Here is an 18,268-nt window from a genome sequence, read left to right as displayed (position 1 = left end):
ATGGCATCCAAGAACAAGGGCAGCGGCATGATCTCGACCGGGATCGCCGCGCAGAACCGCAAGGGCCGCTTCAACTACTCCATTCTTGAAACGGTGGAAGCGGGGCTGGTGCTCAAGGGGCCGGAAGTCAAAAGCCTGCGCATGGGGCGTGCCACCATCAACGAGGCCTATGCCGGTGAGCGCAATGGGGAGTTGTGGCTGATAAACAGCTACATCCCTGAATATCAGGGCGGCGTATTATCACGCTTCGAACCGCGCGCCCCGCGCAAGCTGCTGCTGCACAAGAAACAGGTGGACAAGCTGCTTGGCGAGACCGCGCGGAACGGCGTGACGCTGGTGCCGCTGGACATTCACTTCAACAGCCGTGGCCTTGCCAAACTAACACTGGGCATAGGCGAGGGGCGCAAGAAGGAAGACAAGCGCCACGCCATAGCCGAGCGCGACTGGGCCCGCGACAAGGCCCGCCTGCTGCGCAACAAGGGCCGTGAAGACTAAAAAAGCCGTTTCCATAAAAAATCAGAAATTTTTGGTGAAGCTTTTTTAAAAAACGGCAGCCTTCAAAGACTTTCAACACGGCACGCAGGGTGTCGAGCAAGGCACCCCTATCCGCTACGACCCATCGGCACCAAGACTGAACACACTGGCATGACAGCCAACAAAAACAGGGCCATCCCGCAAGGGATGGCCCTGTTTTTTATCCATTCACCCAACCATGCCAGCCAAGAGACTGGCATGGAGCAGGGGGAAAGTATTCAGTCGACCGACAGGGCGGCTGCTTCGGGGCCTTTCTGGCCTTCAACAACCTGCACGTTTGCCGTCTGGCCTTCCGTCAGGCCGGACAGGCCCGAACGCTCAAGGGCGGAAGCGTGAACAAAGATGTCCTTGCCACCATTCTCGGGCGTGATGAAGCCGAAGCCCTTGGTCGCGTTGTACCACTTGACCGTGCCGCGCATATCCTGCGCATGCGACAGGTCAGGGGCAGGGCGACCGGAGCGCGAGAAGCCAGCGCGTGCGCCAGGAGCCGCGCCAAAGCCAGGGCTACGGGGGCGCTCGGGCTGTGCCGTGCTTTCATCAACGGAAAGGACGCTGGCGACCTGACGGCCCTTGGGGCCCTGACCGATCTGCACAACCAGCGTGGTGCCCGGCGCAACCGTGGCATGCCCGGTGGGGTTCAGGGCATTGGCGTGCAGGAACACGTCACCCGAACCATCGGACAGCTCAACGAAGCCGAAGCCCTTTTCGCTATTGAACCACTTTACAGTGGCGCTGATCTCCGGCCCGGATGCGACGATCTGGGGACCACCACCTCCACCACCAAAGGAGCGGCGCGGCGGCGGAGCGCCGCGATCACCAAATGAAGGCGACGACATGAAATCATCGTCAAACCCGCCGCGGCGCGGGGAGCGGGAGCTGCGGTCGGTCCTGTTACTTCTCAACGGTCGTAATCCCGAGGTCTAGGTGGCGGATGTTCCGTTGTGGAACACCACCGAATGAAAGCACGTTTGCAGGATGGAGGCTGGCCTGTCTGACCTTGGGCCGGGGTTTAGGCGGCATGCGGCTCAGGAAAACTTTTTCCATCCTACGGTGACCCTAGCATAAATCGCATCGGCATCAACAACACCAAAGCATATTCCCGCCTTTGGTTGCCACACGAATTTTCATCCTGACCTGTTTGTGAGGGACAGGAATGCAAAAAGGGGGGAACGAAAAGATATAAATTAAATGCACAATTGTCCTTGATTTCTAGACGCAGTCGCACATTATCGAGGCATATCCCTGATTCATTTGCCCCCCTTGCAGAGATAAGAAAAAACGCCATGCCCGATATACCTCCCCCCCGGCGCGGTCGGGGCCGACCGCCCAAGACCGCCCGCGCACCCGAGGGCACACGCGCCATGCTGGTGCGCGCAGGTGTTGATTTACTGAAAGAAAAAGGCTTTTCCGCCACCTGCGTGGATGACGTGCTGCACGCCACGGGCATCTCGAAGGGATCGTTCTATTACTGCTTCAGCAGCAAGGAGGATTTCGGGCAGGTCCTGATCGAGGACTACGCCACGTCCTTCAACGCCCGGCTTGACCTGTGGCTGCTCGAGCCAGATACGCCCCCGCTGCAGCGCCTGCTCAACTTCGTGCATGATGGGCGCGCCAGCATGCAGCATCATGGTTTCCGCCGTGGCTGCCTGGTCGGCAACCTCGGGCAGGAAATCGACATGCTGCCCGATTCGTTCCACGGGCTCCTGCTCACGATCATGAACGGGTGGGAAAAGCGCGTGAATGCCTGCCTGCTCGCAGGTTTTGGCACGCGGGCCACCGCCGCGCAGAAGCGTACCTGCGCGCAACTCGCCCGCTATTTCTGGATTGGGTGGGAAGGGGCAGTGCTGCGCTCGCGCATGGAACATGCGCCCGAGCCGCTGGACCTGTTCACCACGTTCTACATGGCGCAGGCGGCAACCTCTCTGGGGGTCAGGCCGCCTGCGTGCCAGCCGCCCGCTACCCCGCGCGTATCGCCCGCACAGCCTGCGCCCGGGCAAACAGCTCAAGCAGCAAACTGACAGCCTGCCTGCGCCCGCGCAGGGCGGGGGGGGCGCTGTCAGGGGGGGTATCGACCAGCCTGCGGGCATCCTGCGCGGCAAGCCTGAGCAGCATGTCGACATGAAGCGGGCTGGCCAACCGCAGGTCGGGCAGGCCGGACTGCCGCCTGCCGGTCAGGTCGCCGCCGCCACGCAGGCGGAAATCTTCATCGGCGATCAGGAATCCGTCTTCCGTCTCGCGCAGCAGCGCCAGCCTGCGCCGCGCGGTCTGGCCGAGCGCGCTGTCATGGAGCAAAAGGCAATAGGATTCCGCCTGCCCGCGCCCCACGCGCCCGCGCAACTGGTGCAGTTGCGCCAGGCCAAACCGCTCGGCATGCTCGATCACCATCACCGTCGCATCGGGAATATCCACCCCAACCTCGATCACGGTCGTCGCGACAAGGATACGCGTGCGTCCGGCCGCAAAATCGGCAATGGCCTGCTCGCGCAGCGCAATATCCTGCTGGCCGTGCGCCAGCCCCACGGCATCACCGCCAAAATGGGCGGCAAGGGCATGGTGGCGGGCCTCGGCTGCGGCAATATCAACGGTTTCACTCTCGCTCACCAGCGGACAGACCCAGAAGATCCGCGCATCGCGCGCCAAAGCCCGTTCAAGGCCCGCGAGCAGGTCATCCATGGCCGAGAGCGCATGTAGCGAGGTGCGCACCGGCTTGCGGCCCGCGGGTTTCACGTCAAGCCGGCTGACCAGCATGTCGCCCCACTGGGTCAGCAGCAGCGAACGGGGAATAGGGGTGGCAGTCATGACCAGCACATCGGTCTGATTGCCTTTTTCGCCCAGCATGGCGCGCTGCTCCACGCCAAAACGGTGCTGCTCGTCAATTACGGCCAGCGCAAGATCCTCAAACACCACGCTTTCCTGAAACAGGGCATGCGTGCCGATCACCAGCCGGGCCGTGCCATCGGCAATGCTGGCCAGGGCTTCGCGCCGGGCCTTGCCCTTTACGCTGCCGCTGAGGAACGCCACCGGCACGGGGGAAAGTTTTTCAAACGTAGCCAGATGCTGGCGGGCCAGAATTTCGGTCGGCGCCATAAGGGCCGCCTGATGGCCTGCCTCAACCGCGCCCAGCATGGCCAGCAGCGCCACCAGCGTCTTGCCTGCGCCCACATCCCCCTGCAAAAGGCGCGTCATCTGGCGGGGGGCGGCAAGGTCGGCGTCTATTTCCGCCAGCGTGCGGATCTGCGCCGTGGTGGGTTCATGGCCAAAGCGCGACAGCGCCACCATGCGCAGGCTGCCATCACCCACAATGCTGCGCCCTGGCCGCAGCCGGTTAAGCCTGCGCGCCTGCGCCATGGAAACCTGCTGGGCCAGCAGGTCATCGCACGCAAGCCGTGCCCGCGCCCGCTCGGACGCCCCGATCAGCGCCTCGCCCTCCATCAGTTCGGGAAAGTCACACGGGCGGTGCAGCGTGCGCAGCGCCTGCTCGAAGCCGGGCCATTTGCGCTGCGCCAGCACGCAGGCATCCTGCCATTCCGGCAGGGTGGGAAACACATCGAACGCCGCCCGGATGGCGCTGCGCACCTGACTGGGAAACAGCCCCGCCGTCAGCGGCCAGACCGGGTCGAGCAGCGGAATTTCAGCCAGTCGCGCCTGGGGTACCAGATAATCGGGGTGGGCCATGCTCAGCCGCTCCCCAAAACGCTCCAGCGTGCCCGATACGGCAATGTCCTGCCCGGACGCCAGCCTGCGCACCTGATGGGGGGAGAAGAACACCAGCTCTGCCTCCGCCGTGCCATCGCTCACCACCACGCGCCACGGCCGCCTGCCGCGCCCGCCGCCGGGGGCAGGGGGCACCACGCGCGCGATCGTGACCAGCAGCGTGCACACCCGCCCGGTTTCCGCCTGGCGCAGGGCAGGGCGGTAACGCCGGTCCACCACCGATTCCGGCAGGTGAAACAGCAGGTCAATCACCCGCCCGCCCCCGGCCACCCGCGCCAGAAGCTTCGCCGTTGCCGGTTTCACGCCCTGCAGGCTTTCAATCCCCGCAAGCAGCGGGGCGAGAAGGGAATTGGCGGGAAGGGTCGTGGTATCGGACACGCGGCGATTCATCCTGCGGGGTGGCATGCTTGTCATGCGGGCTGACATATGCCCGCATGAGGGCTATAGGACACCTGCGTTACGGAACAAAACACAACCATACAGGGGTGGAACGCAATGGAAGCCAGAACGCCTGATCTCTCCCGCCTCGATACGCGGCGGCGCAAGATCTATTACCGCGCCACACATCGCGGCACGCATGAAACCGACGTGCTGATCGGCGGGTTCGTCGCCCCCCGGCTCGAGAGCATGACCGAAGCCGAGCTTGACGCGCTCGAAGCCGTGATGGACCTGCCCGATGCCGACCTGGCAGACTGGCTGAGCGGCCGCCGCCCGGTGCCGCCCGAACTCAACACGCCCATGATGCGCGAAATCATGGCCGATGCCACCGATCCCGCCCGCCTTGCCGCGATCCGGGGCGGAAAATGAACGATACGGCAGGTTTCTCGCTCGCACCCGGCGCCCCCGTTCCCGTATGGGGCGTGCCGGATGGGTATGACGCCTTCCTGCTCGCCCGCCGCCTGGGCGAGAACGAAGGCCCCGTGCTGCATGTGTGCCGTGATGATGCCTCCATGGCGCGCATTGCGGACCAGCTGGCCTTTGTCGCACCGAAGGCGGAAATCCTCCGCTTTCCGGGCTGGGACTGCCTGCCGTATGACCGTGTCTCCCCCAACCCCGCCATCATCGCGGAGCGGGTGGCGACACTGACCCGACTGCTGGAAAAGGCAACCACGCCCCGCATCGTGCTGACCACGGTCATGGGCGCCATCCAGCGCGTGGCCCCGCGCGCGGCCTTTTCCGGGCAGTCGATCACCATAAAGACCGGCGAAAGCCTTGACGCACCGTTCCTGATGGAACTGCTCATCGCCCACGGCTACAACCGCACCGACACGGTGATGGAACAGGGCGAGTTCGCCACCCGTGGCGGTATTTTTGATATTTTCCCCGCGGGCGAGGCCGAACCCGTGCGCCTCGACCTGTTTGGCGACGAGGTGGAGAACATCCGCCGCTTCGACCCCGGCACCCAGCGCTCGACAGCGAAGATCGACAGCCTGACCATGCGCCCGGTGGCCGATTTCAGCCTCGATCCCGCCTCCATCTCGCGCTTTCGCACCGGCTGGCGCGACCTGTTTGGCCCTGCTGCCGCCAATGACCCGCTCTACCAGCACGTATCGGATGGCAGGCGGCACGCGGGCATGGAGCACTGGCTGCCCCTGTTCCATGAACACATGGAAACACTGGTGGACTACCTGCCTGGTGTCACCATCTCGCTGGCCAATCAGGCCGGAGAGGTACTGGCCACCCGGCTGGAAATGATCGCGGATCATTACGACGCCCGCAAGCAGCCCACGCGTGAGGGAGAAGTACCCTACCGCCCGCTGCCGCCGCACCTGATGTATCTCGACCGCAAGGGGTGGGATGCGATGATCGCGGGCAAGAAGGCCGTCGTGTTCATGCCCTTCGCCCAGCCCGATGGCGCGCCGGGCATGGATGCAGGCGGCAGGCCGGGCCAGATGTTCGCCAAGACCGTGACCGAAGGGCGCGAGAACGTCTTCCCCATGCTGCATGCACGCGTTGAGGAATGGGCGCAGACCGGCAGGCGGGCCTATGTCACGGCCTGGACGCGCGGCTCATGCGAGCGCATTGGCGTGCTGCTGCGCGAATACCGCCTGCCGGTACAGACTTTCGCCACATGGAAAGAGGCGCAGAAGCTCAAGCCCGGCACGGTGGGGCTGCTGACACTGGGGCTGGAGCGCGGATTTGTTGCCGATAACTTCGCCTTCATATCCGAGCAGGACCTGCTCGGCGAGCGGATCTCGCGCCCGCCCCGGCGGCGCAAGAAGGCGGATCAGTTCATCTCCGAAGCCTCCGAAATCGCGGAAGGCGACCTGATCGTTCATCAGGATTACGGCATTGGCCGTTATGACGGGCTGGAGACCATCGGCGTGGGCACCGCGCCTCATGACTGCCTGCGCCTGATCTATGATGGCAACGAGAAGCTGTTCCTGCCGGTCGAGAACATCGAACTGCTCAGCCGCTTTGGCTCCGACCAGGCGCATGTGGCGCTCGACAGGCTTGGTGGCGTGTCGTGGCAGTCGCGCAAGGCGAAGATGAAGCAGCGCATCCGCGACATGGCGGGCGAGCTCATCCGCACTGCCGCCGCGCGCGCCCTGCGTGAAGCCCCGGCGCTTACGCCAGAAGAGGGGCTGTGGGATGAATTCTGCGCCCGCTTCCCCTTTATCGAGACAGAGGACCAGTCCCGCGCCATTGCCGATGTGCTCGATGACATGGCATCAGGCAAGCCGATGGACCGGCTCGTGTGTGGCGACGTGGGCTTTGGCAAGACCGAGGTGGCCCTGCGTGCCGCCTTCGTTGCCGCCATGTCGGGCGCTCAGGTGGCGGTGGTCGTGCCCACCACGCTGCTGGCCCGCCAGCATTACCGCACGTTCTCCGCCCGCTTTGCCGGGCTGCCGGTCAATGTGGCGCAGCTTTCGCGCATGGTTACGGGCAAGGAGGCCAGCGCCGTGCGCAAGGGGCTGGCCGATGGCACGGTCAATATCGTGATCGGCACCCATGCCCTGCTGGCCAAAACGGTCAGGTTCGCTGACCTTGGCCTGCTGATCGTGGATGAGGAGCAGCATTTTGGCGTGGCCCACAAGGAAAAGCTCAAGGCCCTGCGCGAGGACGTGCATGTGCTCACGCTTTCTGCAACACCACTGCCGCGCACGCTGCAACTCGCCCTGACCGGCGTGCGCGAGATGAGCCTGATCGCAACACCTCCGACCGACCGGCTGGCGGTGCGCACCTTCATCATGCCATTCGACAGCGTGGTCATCCGCGAGGCCATCCAGCGCGAGCGCTTCCGTGGCGGACAGGTGTTCTGCGTGGTGCCGCGCATCGAGGATCTCGACCGCATAGCCGCCCGCCTGCACGAGATCGTGCCCGACGCAAGGCTGGTGCAGGCCCATGGTCGCCTGACGCCAACCGAGCTGGAACGGGTGATGACCGAGTTCAGCGATGGCAAATATGACATCCTGCTCTCCACCAACATTGTGGAAAGCGGGCTGGACATGCCTGCGGTCAACACGCTCATCATCCACCGCGCCGACATGTTTGGCCTCGGCCAGCTTTACCAGCTGCGCGGGCGCGTGGGCCGTGGCAAGCAGCGTGGCTATGCCTACCTGACCTGGCCGCAGACACATGTGCTCTCGGCCGCAGCGCAGAAGCGGCTGGAAGTCATGCAGACGCTGGACACGCTGGGCGCAGGCTTCACGCTGGCCTCGCACGACCTCGACCTGCGCGGAGCGGGCAACCTGCTGGGTGATGAGCAGTCGGGGCATATCCGCGAAGTCGGCATCGAGCTGTACCAGCAGATGCTTGAAGACGCCGTGGCCGACCTGCGCACCGAAAAGGGGCGGCGCAAACTGCAGGACCGGGACTGGACGCCCAACATCATCCTTGGGCTGCCGGTGCTCATACCCGACAGCTACGTGACCGACCTGCCGGTGCGCCTTGGCCTGTACCGCCGCATTGCAGCCCTGGCCAATGATGCCGAGGTCGAGGCCATGGAAGCCGAACTGGTTGACCGCTTCGGCACGCTGCCCGATGAGGTTCGCAACCTGCTTGATGTCGTGACGCTCAAGCGCCTGTGCCGCGAGGCCGGGGTGGAACGGCTCGAAGCTGGCCCCAAGGGCATGGTCATCCAGTTCCGGGGCAACACCTTCGCCAACCCGGCGGGGCTGGTGGCATGGATTGCAAGGCAGAAGGAAGCCAATGTACGCCTGCGGCCTGACCACAAGCTTGCGATCATACGCGAAATGACCAACGCCCAGCGCATTACGCAGGCCCGCAAGGTGCTCGGCGCGCTGGTGCGGATGGTGCATGACGAAGCAGGCGTTCCGGCGTGAGGGCGGGTGCGGAAATAACGCACTGACAAAAGCTTCCGGGTGCGGCCTTTTTCTTCACAAAGGCTGCACCCCTTGACGCTTTTTGGAAAAACTTCACCAAAACCTTTTATGATTTCAGAGTATTATCGAGCCTGTTTTTTCAAACAGCCTCCAGGCCATCACCCCGCCACGCCTCAGTGAATGGGCAGCGGAATGTGATTGACGGTCATGACGCCGCCCTGCCAGCTCACATCCCACCCCGTGCCGCCGGAGGCCGATTTGTGGCCAAACAGCTTGGCCAGGACCAGCGTCGCGCTGGCACGGGTCTGGCCCGCATTACGCAGGGTTTCGATCACGGCATCGAGGTTCTGTACCTGAATATGACCATTGGCGGATGATGCATCGGTATTGCCCGTCAGGCTGGCGTCACCATTGCCGGTAATCTGCATGGCGCCGCGCTGGGCGGTGAGCGATGAGACATGCAGCGGCACCACGACGGTCTCGGTCGGGTGGCCGGTAATGGCTGCGGCGAGAGGCACGAGTGATGCGCTGGGCACAGAGGCATTGGCCGTGGCCTGCTGGGGCAGGGCATTGACCAGAAGCGTGTTGTGCGAGCCGGCGATGCCGAGGCCCTGCGTATCGAGCGTAAGGGTGACGGGAACGGTATCGCCTTTGGCACCGGCAAGGTGCAGATGCGCGCGATGGAAGGAGAGCTTCGTCTCCCCGCTGTTCAGCAACCCGTCCTGCCAGACCAGATCATAACTGCGGCCCGCGCGCAGCCCATCCATGATGGGGGTTGCGGCGGACACGAAATAATCCTGCGCGCACCCCTGCGAGTGGTGGCCGGTCAGGGTGGCGAGCAGCACGAGCGAGGCCACGTCCTCCATATCGCGCAGGGCCTGCGGACCCAGCCCCGTGCCGCTGGCTGCAATGTCGCCCGCGTGAAAGGTCTGGTGCACATTCCCTGCCAGGGCCAGATCATAGTTGTGGCCTGCAAGCGCACTGTCGCCATGTGGCTGGCTGCTGGCAAGCTGTGCGCTGGCGCAGGTATCGGGCAGGGCCGCCGCCTGCGCCGAACCCGCGCATGACAGGGCGGCGAGGACCGTAGTGATGAATATTTTCTTCATGTGCAGTACAAGTTGGCGTGAATAGGCAACGAATGCAATCCGGTATAATCTGCGCATCATCCCTTTAGCATCAGGCCATCTCCTTCACCATGCTCCGCAGACTTGATTCCTTTCTGGTATGCCTGGTGGCCACCGTTGGCATCGCCAGCGTGCTTCCGTGCCGGGGGGAAGGGGTGAGGGTCTTCAATATCCTCGCCATCATCATGATTGCGAACATGTTTTTCCTTCAGGGCGCGCGCCTGTCGCGCCGGGCGGTAGTGGAGGGGGTGACCGGATGGCGCATCCATCTCGCCATCCTGCTCTGCACGTTCGTCATGTTCCCGCTCCTTGGCGCGGGCCTGCATGCCGCATTTCCCGGCCTGCTTGATGCCCCGATGTGGGCCGGCATGCTGTTCCTGTGCTGCCTGCCTTCCACCGTGCAGTCCTCCATCGCGTTTACCTCGATTGCCCGCGGCAACGTGGCGGCGGCCATCTGCTCGGCCACACTGTCCAACATACTGGGCATTTTCATCACACCCGTGCTGGTGGGCATCGTGTTCAGCCGCCATGCCAGCGGGGGCGGCGGCGGGATCATGCCCATCGTGCTGCAACTGCTCGTGCCCTTTATTGCGGGGCAGGTCCTTCAGCCGTGGATCGGCGGCTGGGCGCACCGGCACAAGAAGCTGCTTTCCTTTTCCGACCGGGGGTCGATCCTGGTGGTCGTCTATACCGCCTTCAGCGAGGCGGTGACGCAGGGGCTGTGGCACCGCCTGCCAGCCACCCAGCTTGGCCGCGTGGCGCTGGCCGATGCAGGGCTGCTGGCGCTTGTGCTGGGGCTGACCCTGCTGGTCGGGCGCGCGGGCGGCTTTGCCCGGCCTGACCGGATTGCCATCGTGTTCTGTGGCTCCAAGAAGTCACTGGCCTCGGGCGTGCCGATTGCCAGCGTGCTGTTTGCACCCACCGATGTGGGGCTGATCGTGCTGCCGCTCATGATCTACCACCAGATCCAGCTTTTCGCCTGCGCCACTCTGGCGCGGCGCTTTGGCGCGGAGAAGGCGGATTGATCCCATCTTCCCCCTCGCGCATGGCGGCACGGCCCGGTATGTAGGCAGGCCGATAATGCCCGCCGGGCATGACAACCACACAAAATGGTGGAGAGAGATGACAGGACTGGACCCGGATAACTGGGATGCGCTACGGGCCTTGGGCCACCAGATGGTTGATGACATGATGGACCGCCTGTCCACCCTGCGCGAGCGCCCGGTGTGGCAGCCCATGCCGACCGCCCTGCGCGAACGGCTGCACACTGGCCTGCCGCACGCGCCCACCCCGCCGGAAGAACTTTACGCCCGCTTTCGCGAACTGGTCGAACCCTATTCCACCGGCAACGTGCATCCCGGCTTCATGGGCTGGGTGCATGGCGGCGGCACGGCGGTGGGCATGCTGTCGGAGCTGCTGGTGGGCGGGCTGAACGCCAATTGCGGTGGTCGCGACCATGCGCCCATCGAGGTCGAGCGCGAAGTGATCCGCTGGGCCGCCGAGATGTGCGGCTTCCCTGCCGAGACGACGGGGCTGCTGGTCACCGGCTCCTCCATGGCCAACATGATTGCCGTCATCACCGCCAGCCGCGCCGTGCCCGATGGGCTGAAGATGCGCGCCGCGGGCGTGGGCAGCCGCAGGCTGGTGGGATATGCCGGCGCAACCGCGCATGGCTGCATTGCACGCGCTTTCGACCTGACCGGGCTGGGCACGGACAGCCTGCGCGTGATCCCGGTTGATGAACACAACCGCATGGTGCTGTCCGAACTGGAACGCGCGATTGCGCGCGACCGGGCGGCGGGTCTTGAGCCGTTTATGGTGATCGGCACGGCAGGCACGGTCGATACCGGCGCGATTGACGACCTGAACACGCTTGCCGACATCGCCGCGCGCGAAGACATCTGGTTCCATGTCGATGGCGCATTCGGCGCCCTCGCCATGCTGTCCGACACGCTGCGGCCCATGCTGCGCGGGCTGGAACGGGCCGATAGCGTGGCATTCGACTTCCATAAATGGGCGCAGGTGCAGTACGATGCGGGCTGCATCCTCGTCCGCCGTCCTGGCGCTCAGGTTGACGCCTTTGCCCAGTCCCGCGCCTATCTTGCGCGCGAGGACCGGGGCCTTGCCACCAATGGCCCGTGGTACTGCGACCTTGGCCCCGACCTGTCACGCGGGTTCAGGGCGCTCAAAGTATGGATGACGCTGGGCACCTATGGGGCTGATGGCATGGGCGACATGATCGCCAACTGCTGCGCCATCGCCCGCCATCTTGCCGCCCGCGTGGAGGCCAATCCCCGACTGGAACTGCTGGCTCCCGTGACCCTGAACATCGTGTGCTTCCGCATCATCGCACCCGTGGAGGATCTGGACCACTTCAATGGCGAGGTGGTGAAAGACCTGCATGAAAGCGGGATCGCAGCCCCCTCGACCACCATCATCAACGGGCACAAGGCCGTGCGGGCGGCCATCGTCAACCACCGCACCACCAATGCGGATGTCGACCGCATGCTCGAAGCCCTGCTCGAACTCGCCGACCGCAGGCTGGTCGCGGCCTGAAAAAAGCCCCGCGCCAGACATGGCGCGGGGCAGGGGAGCCGGGAGCCTTCAGCGGCTGCGGCACGCGCCCCGGGCAGATTCCTCGCCAAACAGCTCGGACAGCTTCTTCATCATCGTGCCACCAAGTTCCTCGGGGTCGGTAATGGTCACGGCGCGACGGTAATAACGCGTCACGTCATGACCGATGCCGATGGCCAGCAGTTCGGTGCTGGTGCGCGTCTCGATATGGGCAATGACCTCGCGCAGGTGATTCTCGAGGTAGGAGCCGGGATTGGCGGAGAGCGTGCTGTCATCCACCGGCGCGCCATCGGAGATCACCATCAGGATGCGCCTGCCTTCCGGGCGGGCGGCAAGGCGGCGCTGGGCCCAGAGCAGGGCCTCGCCATCAATGTTTTCCTTGAGCAGCCCCTCGCGCAGCATCAGGCCAAGGTTGCGCCGCGCGCGCCGCCACGGCATGTCGGCCGCCTTGTAGATGATATGGCGCAGGTCATTCAGCCGCCCAGGGTTTTCAGGCTTGCCCGCCTGCACCCATGCCTCGCGGCTGCGGCCACCTTTCCACGCACGGGTGGTAAAGCCGAGCACCTCCACCTTTACCGCGCAGCGCTCGAGCGTGCGGGCCAGAATATCGCCACACATGGCAGCCACCGAGATGGGGCGACCGCGCATGGAGCCCGAATTATCAATCAGGAGCGTGACCACCGTATCGCGGAAATCCATATCACGCTCGCGCTTGTAGGACAGCGAGAGCATGGGATTGACCACGATGCGCGAAAGCCGCCCGGCATCGAGCATGCCTTCCTCAAGGTCGAACTCCCACGCGCGGGTCTGCTGCGCCATAAGCTTGCGCTGCAGGCGATTGGCCAGCTTGGAAACCACGCCCTGCATGCTGACAAGCTGCTGGTCGAGCGTCTGGCGCAGGCGGAACAGTTCTTCCGCGTCGCACAGATCCTCGGCGGCAATTTCCTCGTCATAAACGGTAGTGAAGGCATGGTAGCCACGTTGTGGTTCCGCTTCACCGGCCTCATCCTCGGCAGGGCCACCAGCCTCTTCCGACCCGCTGGCCGAGCCACCCTGTTCGCCATCATCGGGTTCATCATCGCTGGCGCCCGTACCTTGCGACATCTGCATGGGCTGGCTGTTGTCATCCTCCTCCGGGCCTTCCTCCTGGGCATCGGGGGTGGTGTCGTCGGCCGGTTCCTCATCATCGCTACTGGCGGCTTCGGCCTCGCTCGTGCCGTCATCCGCCTCTTCCTCGGGCGTGGTTTCCTGCTGGAGCAGATCGCATGCCATGAGCAGCCTGCGCGCGGCCTGCGCAAATTCCTGCTGGCTGTCCTGCCGCGCCGCCATCTCGTCAAGGGCGCGGCGGGCAGCAGGTGGCAGGTCATCGGCCCAATGCGCCATGAGTTCACGCATGGATTGCGGCACCGGATGGCCAGACATGCGCTCACGCGCCAGCAGCCCCAGCGCGAAGGGGGTGGGCAGCCTGGTGTGGCTGGGCAGGCGGTCAAGGCCCATATCGGCGCATTCCTGCGCCAGGCGGGCATCGAGATTGGCGGCAACGCCAGCCATGTGGCGGGCGCCAAGGCTTTCCACCCGGGCCTGCTCGAGCATGTCATATACTTCACGCGCCTCACCGGCGGGCGGGCGCGCGCTTTCATGCACGGGGGCGTTGTGATGGCGCAGGCGCAGGGCGGCGGCATCGGCGGCACCGCGCATGCGGGTCATTTCCGCCTCGGTCATGCGACGCGAGGGGTGGGGCAGGCGCACATGCGTGCCGGTAACCGACACGCCGGAAGGCACGGGACCGTTGAGGAACGAGACCTCGGTCTGGGTCTGTCCGCCCACGGCCCGCACGGCGCCAACCGTGGCGCGCTTGAAGCGCTCGGCGGTGCGGGCCTCATCCTCGGCCTGCGGGGTGGGGGTCTTTTTCCGGTTCTCGCGCATGCGTGCCTGCCCTGTCATCAGCCCCGTGGCGCCAGCGGGCTGGCGTTAAAGCAGCGCTGGTAATACTCCGCCACCGTGGGGCGCTCCGCCTCATCGCACTTGTTGAGGAACGTAACGCGGAAAGCGAAAGCAAGATCGTTGAAAATACGGAAATTTTCCGCCCAGCTGATGACCGTGCGCGGCGACATGACCGTGGAAATGTCACCCGCGATGAAGCCCGAGCGCGTGAGGTCGGCCAGCGCCACCATGCTTTCCACCCGCTTGCGGCCCGCTTCGTCCTTTTTGGGGTCGATGCCCATCTTGGCCAGCACGATGGCGGTTTCCTGCGCATGGGGCAGGTAGTTGAGCGTGGTCACGATGTTCCAGCGGTCCATCTGGCCCTGGTTGATCTGCTGCGTGCCATGATACAGGCCCGTCGTATCGCCCAGGCCCACCGTGTTGGCCGTGGCGAACAGGCGGAAGAAGGGGTGCGGGCGGATCACACGGTTCTGGTCGAGCAGCGTCAGGTGGCCTTCCACCTCAAGCACGCGCTGGATCACGAACATCACGTCAGGCCGGCCGGCATCATATTCATCAAACACCAGAGCGCAGGGGTGCTGCAGGCCCCATGGCAGCAGGCCTTCGCGGAATTCCGTAATCTGCTGGCCGTCCTTCAGCACGATCGCGTCCTTGCCGATCAGGTCGATGCGCGAGATGTGACTGTCAAGGTTGATGCGCACGCTCGGCCAGTTGAGCCGGGCGGCGACCTGCTCGATATGCGATGACTTGCCGGTGCCATGATAGCCCTGCACCATGACGCGGCGGTTGAAGGCAAACCCCGCCAGGATGGCCAGCGTGGTGTCATGGTCGAATTTATACGACGGGTCGATATCAGGCACGTGATCCGTACGCACCGAGAAGGCAGGCACCTTCATGTCGCTGTCAATGCCGAACACATCGCGCGCCGTAACCTGCAGGTCTGGCGCATTGACGCTCGAAATGGCGGGAAGGGGCGTGCCGTTGGCATCCACGGCGGCAGTTGTCAGGTCTGCTGGTTCGTTCATCTGCTTTATCTCGTCCGTCACTTCGTCTGTTAGGGCCCACCATGACAGCGCAGGGCGGCATATCGGGCTTTAAGTATAAACATATCTGTAACAGATCGGCCATATGATGGCGCGGCCCGTTTCAGGCGCGCCGGGCCACGTCCTCGCGCCCGCTGGTGGCGATCAGATGCGCACGCACAGTGGTGTAGGCGATATTGATGCCCTTGAAGCGCTCTTCGGCCTTGCGGTCGCCGCCATTCGCATCGGGATGATGCTGGCGGGCGAGCAGCTTGTAGCGGGTCTTGAGTTCCTCCATCGACACGGGCCAGCCCAGGTCGAGCACGCCAAGCGGGTAGCGCAGCGCCTGGGGTGCGTCGGCCCGGCGGTCCTCATCGTGCTGGCGGCGGGTACGGGTGCGTGCGCGCGCCCGGGCCGCCCCCTTGAGCAGGTCGAGCGGGTCGATCACGTCATCCTCGCTGAACGCGCGGGCGGCGCTGCCCTGGCCAAGCTTCCACGAAGGACGGTCCCATGAGGCATCAGCGCGTATATGCGCCTCGATCTGGCCGGGTGACATGCCGCGATAATAGTCCCACCGTGAATTGTATTCACGCACATGTTCAAGGCAGAACCAGAAATACTTGTTCAGTGCATCACGCGAGCGCGGGGCCCGGTAGCCTGCGGGCTGGTCGCAGTCATGCATGTCGCAGCAGCGGTCCGGCGCATCGGGATCGGGGTCAAAGGCGCGGTGCCGGGTGTTCCTTCTCTTCATCATTCCCGTTATGTGCGCCTGTCCATGCTTCGTGCAAGAGCGAAGCTGTGCAATGAATGATCCCGCTATCATGGAGCCGCCAATGGAACAGCACGCAACCGGCCGGGCCGGACGGATCGACCGCATCATACGCGAACACCTCGCCCCGGTGGAACTCACCATCCACGATGACAGTGCCCGCCACGCCCACCACGTGCATGTGCGCGACAACGGCGTGCAGGCGGGGGAAAGTCACTATAACGTGCTGATCGTGAGCCCCGCCTTCGAGGGTGTGGGCCGCGTGCAGCGCTCGCGCCTGGTGCATGACCTGCTGGCGGGTGAATTTGCAGGCGGCATGCATGCGCTCTCGCTCGTGCTGCGCACGCCAGACGAGCAGGCACGGATGGCCACGGCATGAAGCCCGCCTTTCCCTTCACCACGCGGCGGCTGATGATGGGTGGCCTGCTCACGCTGCTCGCCGCCTGCGCGGGCACGCCTGCCACCACAACACCCAATCAGGCCGATGACATCGCCCGCGTCGAGACCTACCTCAACACCTCACACGGGCTACAGGCCAATTTCGTGCAGACATGGCCCGATGGCGGCAAGGGGCAGGGGATCATGCATTACGACCCCGGCCGCCTGCGGCTGGATTATGCCACGCCGGGCAGCATGAAGCTGGTGGCGGCGGATGGCCACCTGCTTTTTGTCGACCACCGGCGCGAATCGGTCACCCGCATGTCGCTTGGGCGGCAGCCGCTCGGCCTGCTGCTCGACCAGCCGGTGCACCTGTCTGGCCAGATTTCGGTAACGGCGGTGCAGCACGGCCAGAACAGCCTGCAGGTCTCGCTGGGGCGCCGTGACAGCGAATCGCAGGGCATCCTGACCCTCGGATTCGCCGATATCGGGGGCAAGCTGTCGCTGCTGGTCATTGAAATGACGGATGTGGAACGCCAGCACATCCGCCTCGACCTGACCGATACCACGGTCAGCGGCCAGGCCTGGCCTGACACAATGTTTACCCTCAGCTCCAGCAATTAAACGCAGGACGGCGCGCGGCCTTACTCCCGCGCGCCACGAATCGGGCCGAGACAGGATTCCCATGTCTCGGCCAGCGCCGCATCCACGTCCTCCATGCGCACCTGCCTGCCCAGCTTCGCCAGGCTGGTCACACCGTATTCGCTGATGCCACAGGGCACGATTCCCCCAAAATCACTCAGCTCGGGGTCAACATTGATCGCGATTCCGTGCCAGCTCACCCAGCGCGAGACCCGCACGCCAATCGCCGCGACCTTTTCCTCCCGCCCCGTGGCAGGATCGACCACCCACACGCCAATACGATCCGCGCGCCGCTCTCCCGTTACGTCAAAGCGGGCGAGGGTGCGGATGATCCATTCCTCCAGCGCATGGACATAGGCCCGCAGGTCGCGCGGCGGCACCATGGCGCGCGGGCGGGTCAGGTCGAGCATGGCATAGGCCACGCGCTGGCCAGGACCGTGATAGGTCCACTGCCCGCCGCGCCCGGCAGGGTAGGTAGGGTAGCCGCGCGGGTTGAACAGGTCCGAATCCTTCGCCGAGGTTCCGGCGGTGTATGTGGGAGGATGTTCGAGCAGCCACACGCGCTCGGGGTGCGTGCCAGCCCGAATTCCGCGCGCCTGGGCCTCCATTTGAGCCAATGCGGTGGGGTAGGACACCTGTTCTGGCGATTTATCCCATAAAAAGTTGTTTTCGGTCATTGCCCGTTCGTCTTCCATCGGTTATACGCCCTTTCATCGTCATGACGGTATCGCTCACTCGATGCTCGTTGTCACGTTGCGGCCATGGCGGAATGGTAGACGCGCAAGCTTGAGGTGCTTGTGGGGGCAACCCCGTGGAAGTTCGAGTCTTCTTGGCCGCACCACTGATTTTTTTCTGAAAATTGATGCGAGATAAAACACATCACCCCACCGGGGGCAGGTGTGTTTTTGCATATCCGCCATCAAAGCCGAATTTAAATCGCGCGCCCTGCGCAACCCGCGGGCGGAATGAGCGTTAAAGGCTCATGTCATAAAAAAGTCACAATTATTCCTCATTGAATGCCTCTATATACCGCAGGGTGACACTCCCCGCAGAACAGCATTCCAGGCTGGCTGGCACGTTACAAATTATGTCGATCGCGGCATCATTTGCGATGAGGCATGGAAATAGTGATTTAACAGCCTGTCGGGTTGGGCATTTTGCGGCTGATAACGCCGAGGCTGACCGGCTTATGCTGCCTGAAGCCGTGCCATTCTTTTGCAGTTGTATGCGAGAGCGACGAGGGTCCATTCAGTCGTGACTTTTGCAAGGCCACGCAGACTG

15 protein-coding genes and 1 tRNA gene are annotated in these 18,268 nt (G+C 64.2%); 9 read left to right on the top strand and 7 right to left on the bottom strand.

Annotation, left to right across the window (positions count from 1 at the left end; translation table 11 throughout):
- On the top strand, positions 1 to 495 hold the full coding sequence (gene smpB, locus CDI09_RS11345; RefSeq protein ID WP_078524005.1) for an SsrA-binding protein SmpB: 495 nt from the start codon (positions 1 to 3) through the stop codon (positions 493 to 495).
- Between the two features lie 257 nt (positions 496 to 752).
- Here smpB and CDI09_RS18845 read toward each other — a convergent pair whose 3' ends face one another.
- Positions 753 to 1,436 carry a cold-shock protein gene (locus tag CDI09_RS18845; RefSeq protein ID WP_110571331.1) on the bottom strand — a complete coding sequence of 228 codons (684 nt, stop codon included), beginning with the start codon at positions 1,434 to 1,436 and terminating at the stop codon, positions 753 to 755.
- A 381-nt stretch (positions 1,437 to 1,817) separates the two neighbouring features.
- On the opposite strand from CDI09_RS18845, the gene acuR reads away from it, so the two are divergent.
- Entirely contained in the window at positions 1,818 to 2,552 is a 735-nt protein-coding gene (gene acuR, locus CDI09_RS11335; protein ID WP_236944585.1) for an acrylate utilization transcriptional regulator AcuR, read from the top strand.
- On the opposite strand, the gene recG is transcribed toward acuR, so the two are convergent.
- Positions 2,491 to 4,638: an ATP-dependent DNA helicase RecG gene (gene recG / locus CDI09_RS11330; RefSeq protein WP_078524009.1), complete on the bottom strand. Its 2,148-nt coding sequence runs from the start codon at positions 4,636 to 4,638 to the stop codon at positions 2,491 to 2,493. The genes acuR and recG overlap by 62 nt on opposite strands.
- Before the next feature lie 105 nt (positions 4,639 to 4,743).
- Between recG and CDI09_RS11325 the strand changes: the two genes are divergently transcribed.
- Both CDI09_RS11325 and mfd read left to right on the top strand, forming a co-directional pair.
- Positions 4,744 to 5,055 (top strand): succinate dehydrogenase assembly factor 2, encoded by a 312-nt coding sequence (locus CDI09_RS11325; RefSeq protein WP_078524011.1) that lies wholly within the window; start codon positions 4,744 to 4,746, stop codon positions 5,053 to 5,055.
- A complete protein-coding gene (gene mfd, locus CDI09_RS11320; RefSeq protein ID WP_078524013.1) occupies positions 5,052 to 8,534 on the top strand; it encodes a transcription-repair coupling factor in 3,483 nt (1,160 codons plus the stop codon). The genes CDI09_RS11325 and mfd overlap by 4 nt, the downstream gene beginning before the upstream one ends.
- Positions 8,535 to 8,707: 173 nt before the next feature.
- Here mfd and CDI09_RS11315 read toward each other — a convergent pair whose 3' ends face one another.
- Positions 8,708 to 9,640: a hypothetical protein gene (locus tag CDI09_RS11315; RefSeq protein WP_078527610.1), complete on the bottom strand. Its 933-nt coding sequence runs from the start codon at positions 9,638 to 9,640 to the stop codon at positions 8,708 to 8,710.
- 89 nt (positions 9,641 to 9,729) lie between these two features.
- Between CDI09_RS11315 and CDI09_RS11310 the strand changes: the two genes are divergently transcribed.
- Complete coding sequence (locus CDI09_RS11310; RefSeq protein ID WP_078524014.1) at positions 9,730 to 10,683, top strand: bile acid:sodium symporter family protein; 954 nt, start codon at positions 9,730 to 9,732, stop codon at positions 10,681 to 10,683.
- 97 nt (positions 10,684 to 10,780) lie between these two features.
- Entirely contained in the window at positions 10,781 to 12,214 is a 1,434-nt protein-coding gene (locus CDI09_RS11305; protein ID WP_078524016.1) for a pyridoxal phosphate-dependent decarboxylase family protein, read from the top strand.
- 48 nt (positions 12,215 to 12,262) lie between these two features.
- On the opposite strand, the gene cobT is transcribed toward CDI09_RS11305, so the two are convergent.
- The 3 genes from cobT to CDI09_RS11290 all read right to left on the bottom strand — a co-directional run bounded on the left by cobT (position 12,263) and on the right by CDI09_RS11290 (position 15,952).
- Positions 12,263 to 14,158, bottom strand: a complete 1,896-nt coding sequence (cobT, locus tag CDI09_RS11300; RefSeq protein WP_078527612.1) for a cobaltochelatase subunit CobT — start codon at positions 14,156 to 14,158, stop codon at positions 12,263 to 12,265.
- 17 nt (positions 14,159 to 14,175) lie between these two features.
- Entirely contained in the window at positions 14,176 to 15,201 is a 1,026-nt protein-coding gene (gene cobS / locus CDI09_RS11295; protein ID WP_078524018.1) for a cobaltochelatase subunit CobS, read from the bottom strand.
- 121 nt (positions 15,202 to 15,322) lie between these two features.
- A complete protein-coding gene (locus CDI09_RS11290) occupies positions 15,323 to 15,952 on the bottom strand; it encodes a J domain-containing protein (RefSeq protein WP_078524020.1) in 630 nt (209 codons plus the stop codon).
- A gap of 79 nt (positions 15,953 to 16,031) precedes the next feature.
- Here CDI09_RS11290 and CDI09_RS11285 point away from each other — a divergent pair, with 79 nt between their 5' ends.
- Complete coding sequence (locus CDI09_RS11285) at positions 16,032 to 16,346, top strand: BolA family protein (protein WP_078524021.1); 315 nt, start codon at positions 16,032 to 16,034, stop codon at positions 16,344 to 16,346.
- Positions 16,343 to 16,969, top strand: coding sequence for a LolA family protein (locus CDI09_RS11280; RefSeq protein WP_078524022.1), 627 nt, complete (start codon positions 16,343 to 16,345; stop codon positions 16,967 to 16,969). The genes CDI09_RS11285 and CDI09_RS11280 overlap by 4 nt, the downstream gene beginning before the upstream one ends.
- A gap of 20 nt (positions 16,970 to 16,989) precedes the next feature.
- Here CDI09_RS11280 and lipB read toward each other — a convergent pair whose 3' ends face one another.
- Positions 16,990 to 17,682, bottom strand: coding sequence for a lipoyl(octanoyl) transferase LipB (lipB, locus tag CDI09_RS11275; RefSeq protein ID WP_078524023.1), 693 nt, complete (start codon positions 17,680 to 17,682; stop codon positions 16,990 to 16,992).
- 60 nt (positions 17,683 to 17,742) lie between these two features.
- Here lipB and CDI09_RS11270 point away from each other — a divergent pair.
- Positions 17,743 to 17,828 (top strand) — tRNA-Leu (locus CDI09_RS11270).
- The last annotated feature ends 440 nt before the right edge of the window (positions 17,829 to 18,268 follow it).

The sequence above is a fragment of the Komagataeibacter nataicola genome (genome assembly GCF_003207795.1).
GTDB classification, from domain to species: domain Bacteria; phylum Pseudomonadota; class Alphaproteobacteria; order Acetobacterales; family Acetobacteraceae; genus Komagataeibacter; species Komagataeibacter nataicola.
The sequence above is the reverse complement of the archived record's forward strand: the minus strand, read 5'-3'. Positions and strand labels throughout refer to the sequence as shown.

Bases quoted from the DNA above. Each gene is read 5' to 3' on its own strand.
- acuR (WP_236944585.1), top strand. From the start codon at position 1,818: ATGCCCGATATACCTCCCCCCCGGCGCGGTCGGGGCCGACCGCCCAAG.
- CDI09_RS11280 (WP_078524022.1), top strand. From the start codon at position 16,343: ATGAAGCCCGCCTTTCCCTTCACCACGCGGCGGCTGATGATGGGTGGC.
- CDI09_RS11305 (WP_078524016.1), top strand. From the start codon at position 10,781: ATGACAGGACTGGACCCGGATAACTGGGATGCGCTACGGGCCTTGGGC.
- recG (WP_078524009.1), bottom strand. From the start codon at position 4,638: ATGAATCGCCGCGTGTCCGATACCACGACCCTTCCCGCCAATTCCCTT.
- lipB (WP_078524023.1), bottom strand. From the start codon at position 17,682: ATGGAAGACGAACGGGCAATGACCGAAAACAACTTTTTATGGGATAAA.
- CDI09_RS11325 (WP_078524011.1), top strand. From the start codon at position 4,744: ATGGAAGCCAGAACGCCTGATCTCTCCCGCCTCGATACGCGGCGGCGC.
- CDI09_RS11285 (WP_078524021.1), top strand. From the start codon at position 16,032: ATGGAACAGCACGCAACCGGCCGGGCCGGACGGATCGACCGCATCATA.
- cobS (WP_078524018.1), bottom strand. From the start codon at position 15,201: ATGAACGAACCAGCAGACCTGACAACTGCCGCCGTGGATGCCAACGGC.
- CDI09_RS11315 (WP_078527610.1), bottom strand. From the start codon at position 9,640: ATGAAGAAAATATTCATCACTACGGTCCTCGCCGCCCTGTCATGCGCG.
- CDI09_RS11290 (WP_078524020.1), bottom strand. From the start codon at position 15,952: ATGATGAAGAGAAGGAACACCCGGCACCGCGCCTTTGACCCCGATCCC.
- mfd (WP_078524013.1), top strand. From the start codon at position 5,052: ATGAACGATACGGCAGGTTTCTCGCTCGCACCCGGCGCCCCCGTTCCC.
- CDI09_RS11310 (WP_078524014.1), top strand. From the start codon at position 9,730: ATGCTCCGCAGACTTGATTCCTTTCTGGTATGCCTGGTGGCCACCGTT.
- smpB (WP_078524005.1), top strand. From the start codon at position 1: ATGGCATCCAAGAACAAGGGCAGCGGCATGATCTCGACCGGGATCGCC.
- cobT (WP_078527612.1), bottom strand. From the start codon at position 14,158: ATGCGCGAGAACCGGAAAAAGACCCCCACCCCGCAGGCCGAGGATGAG.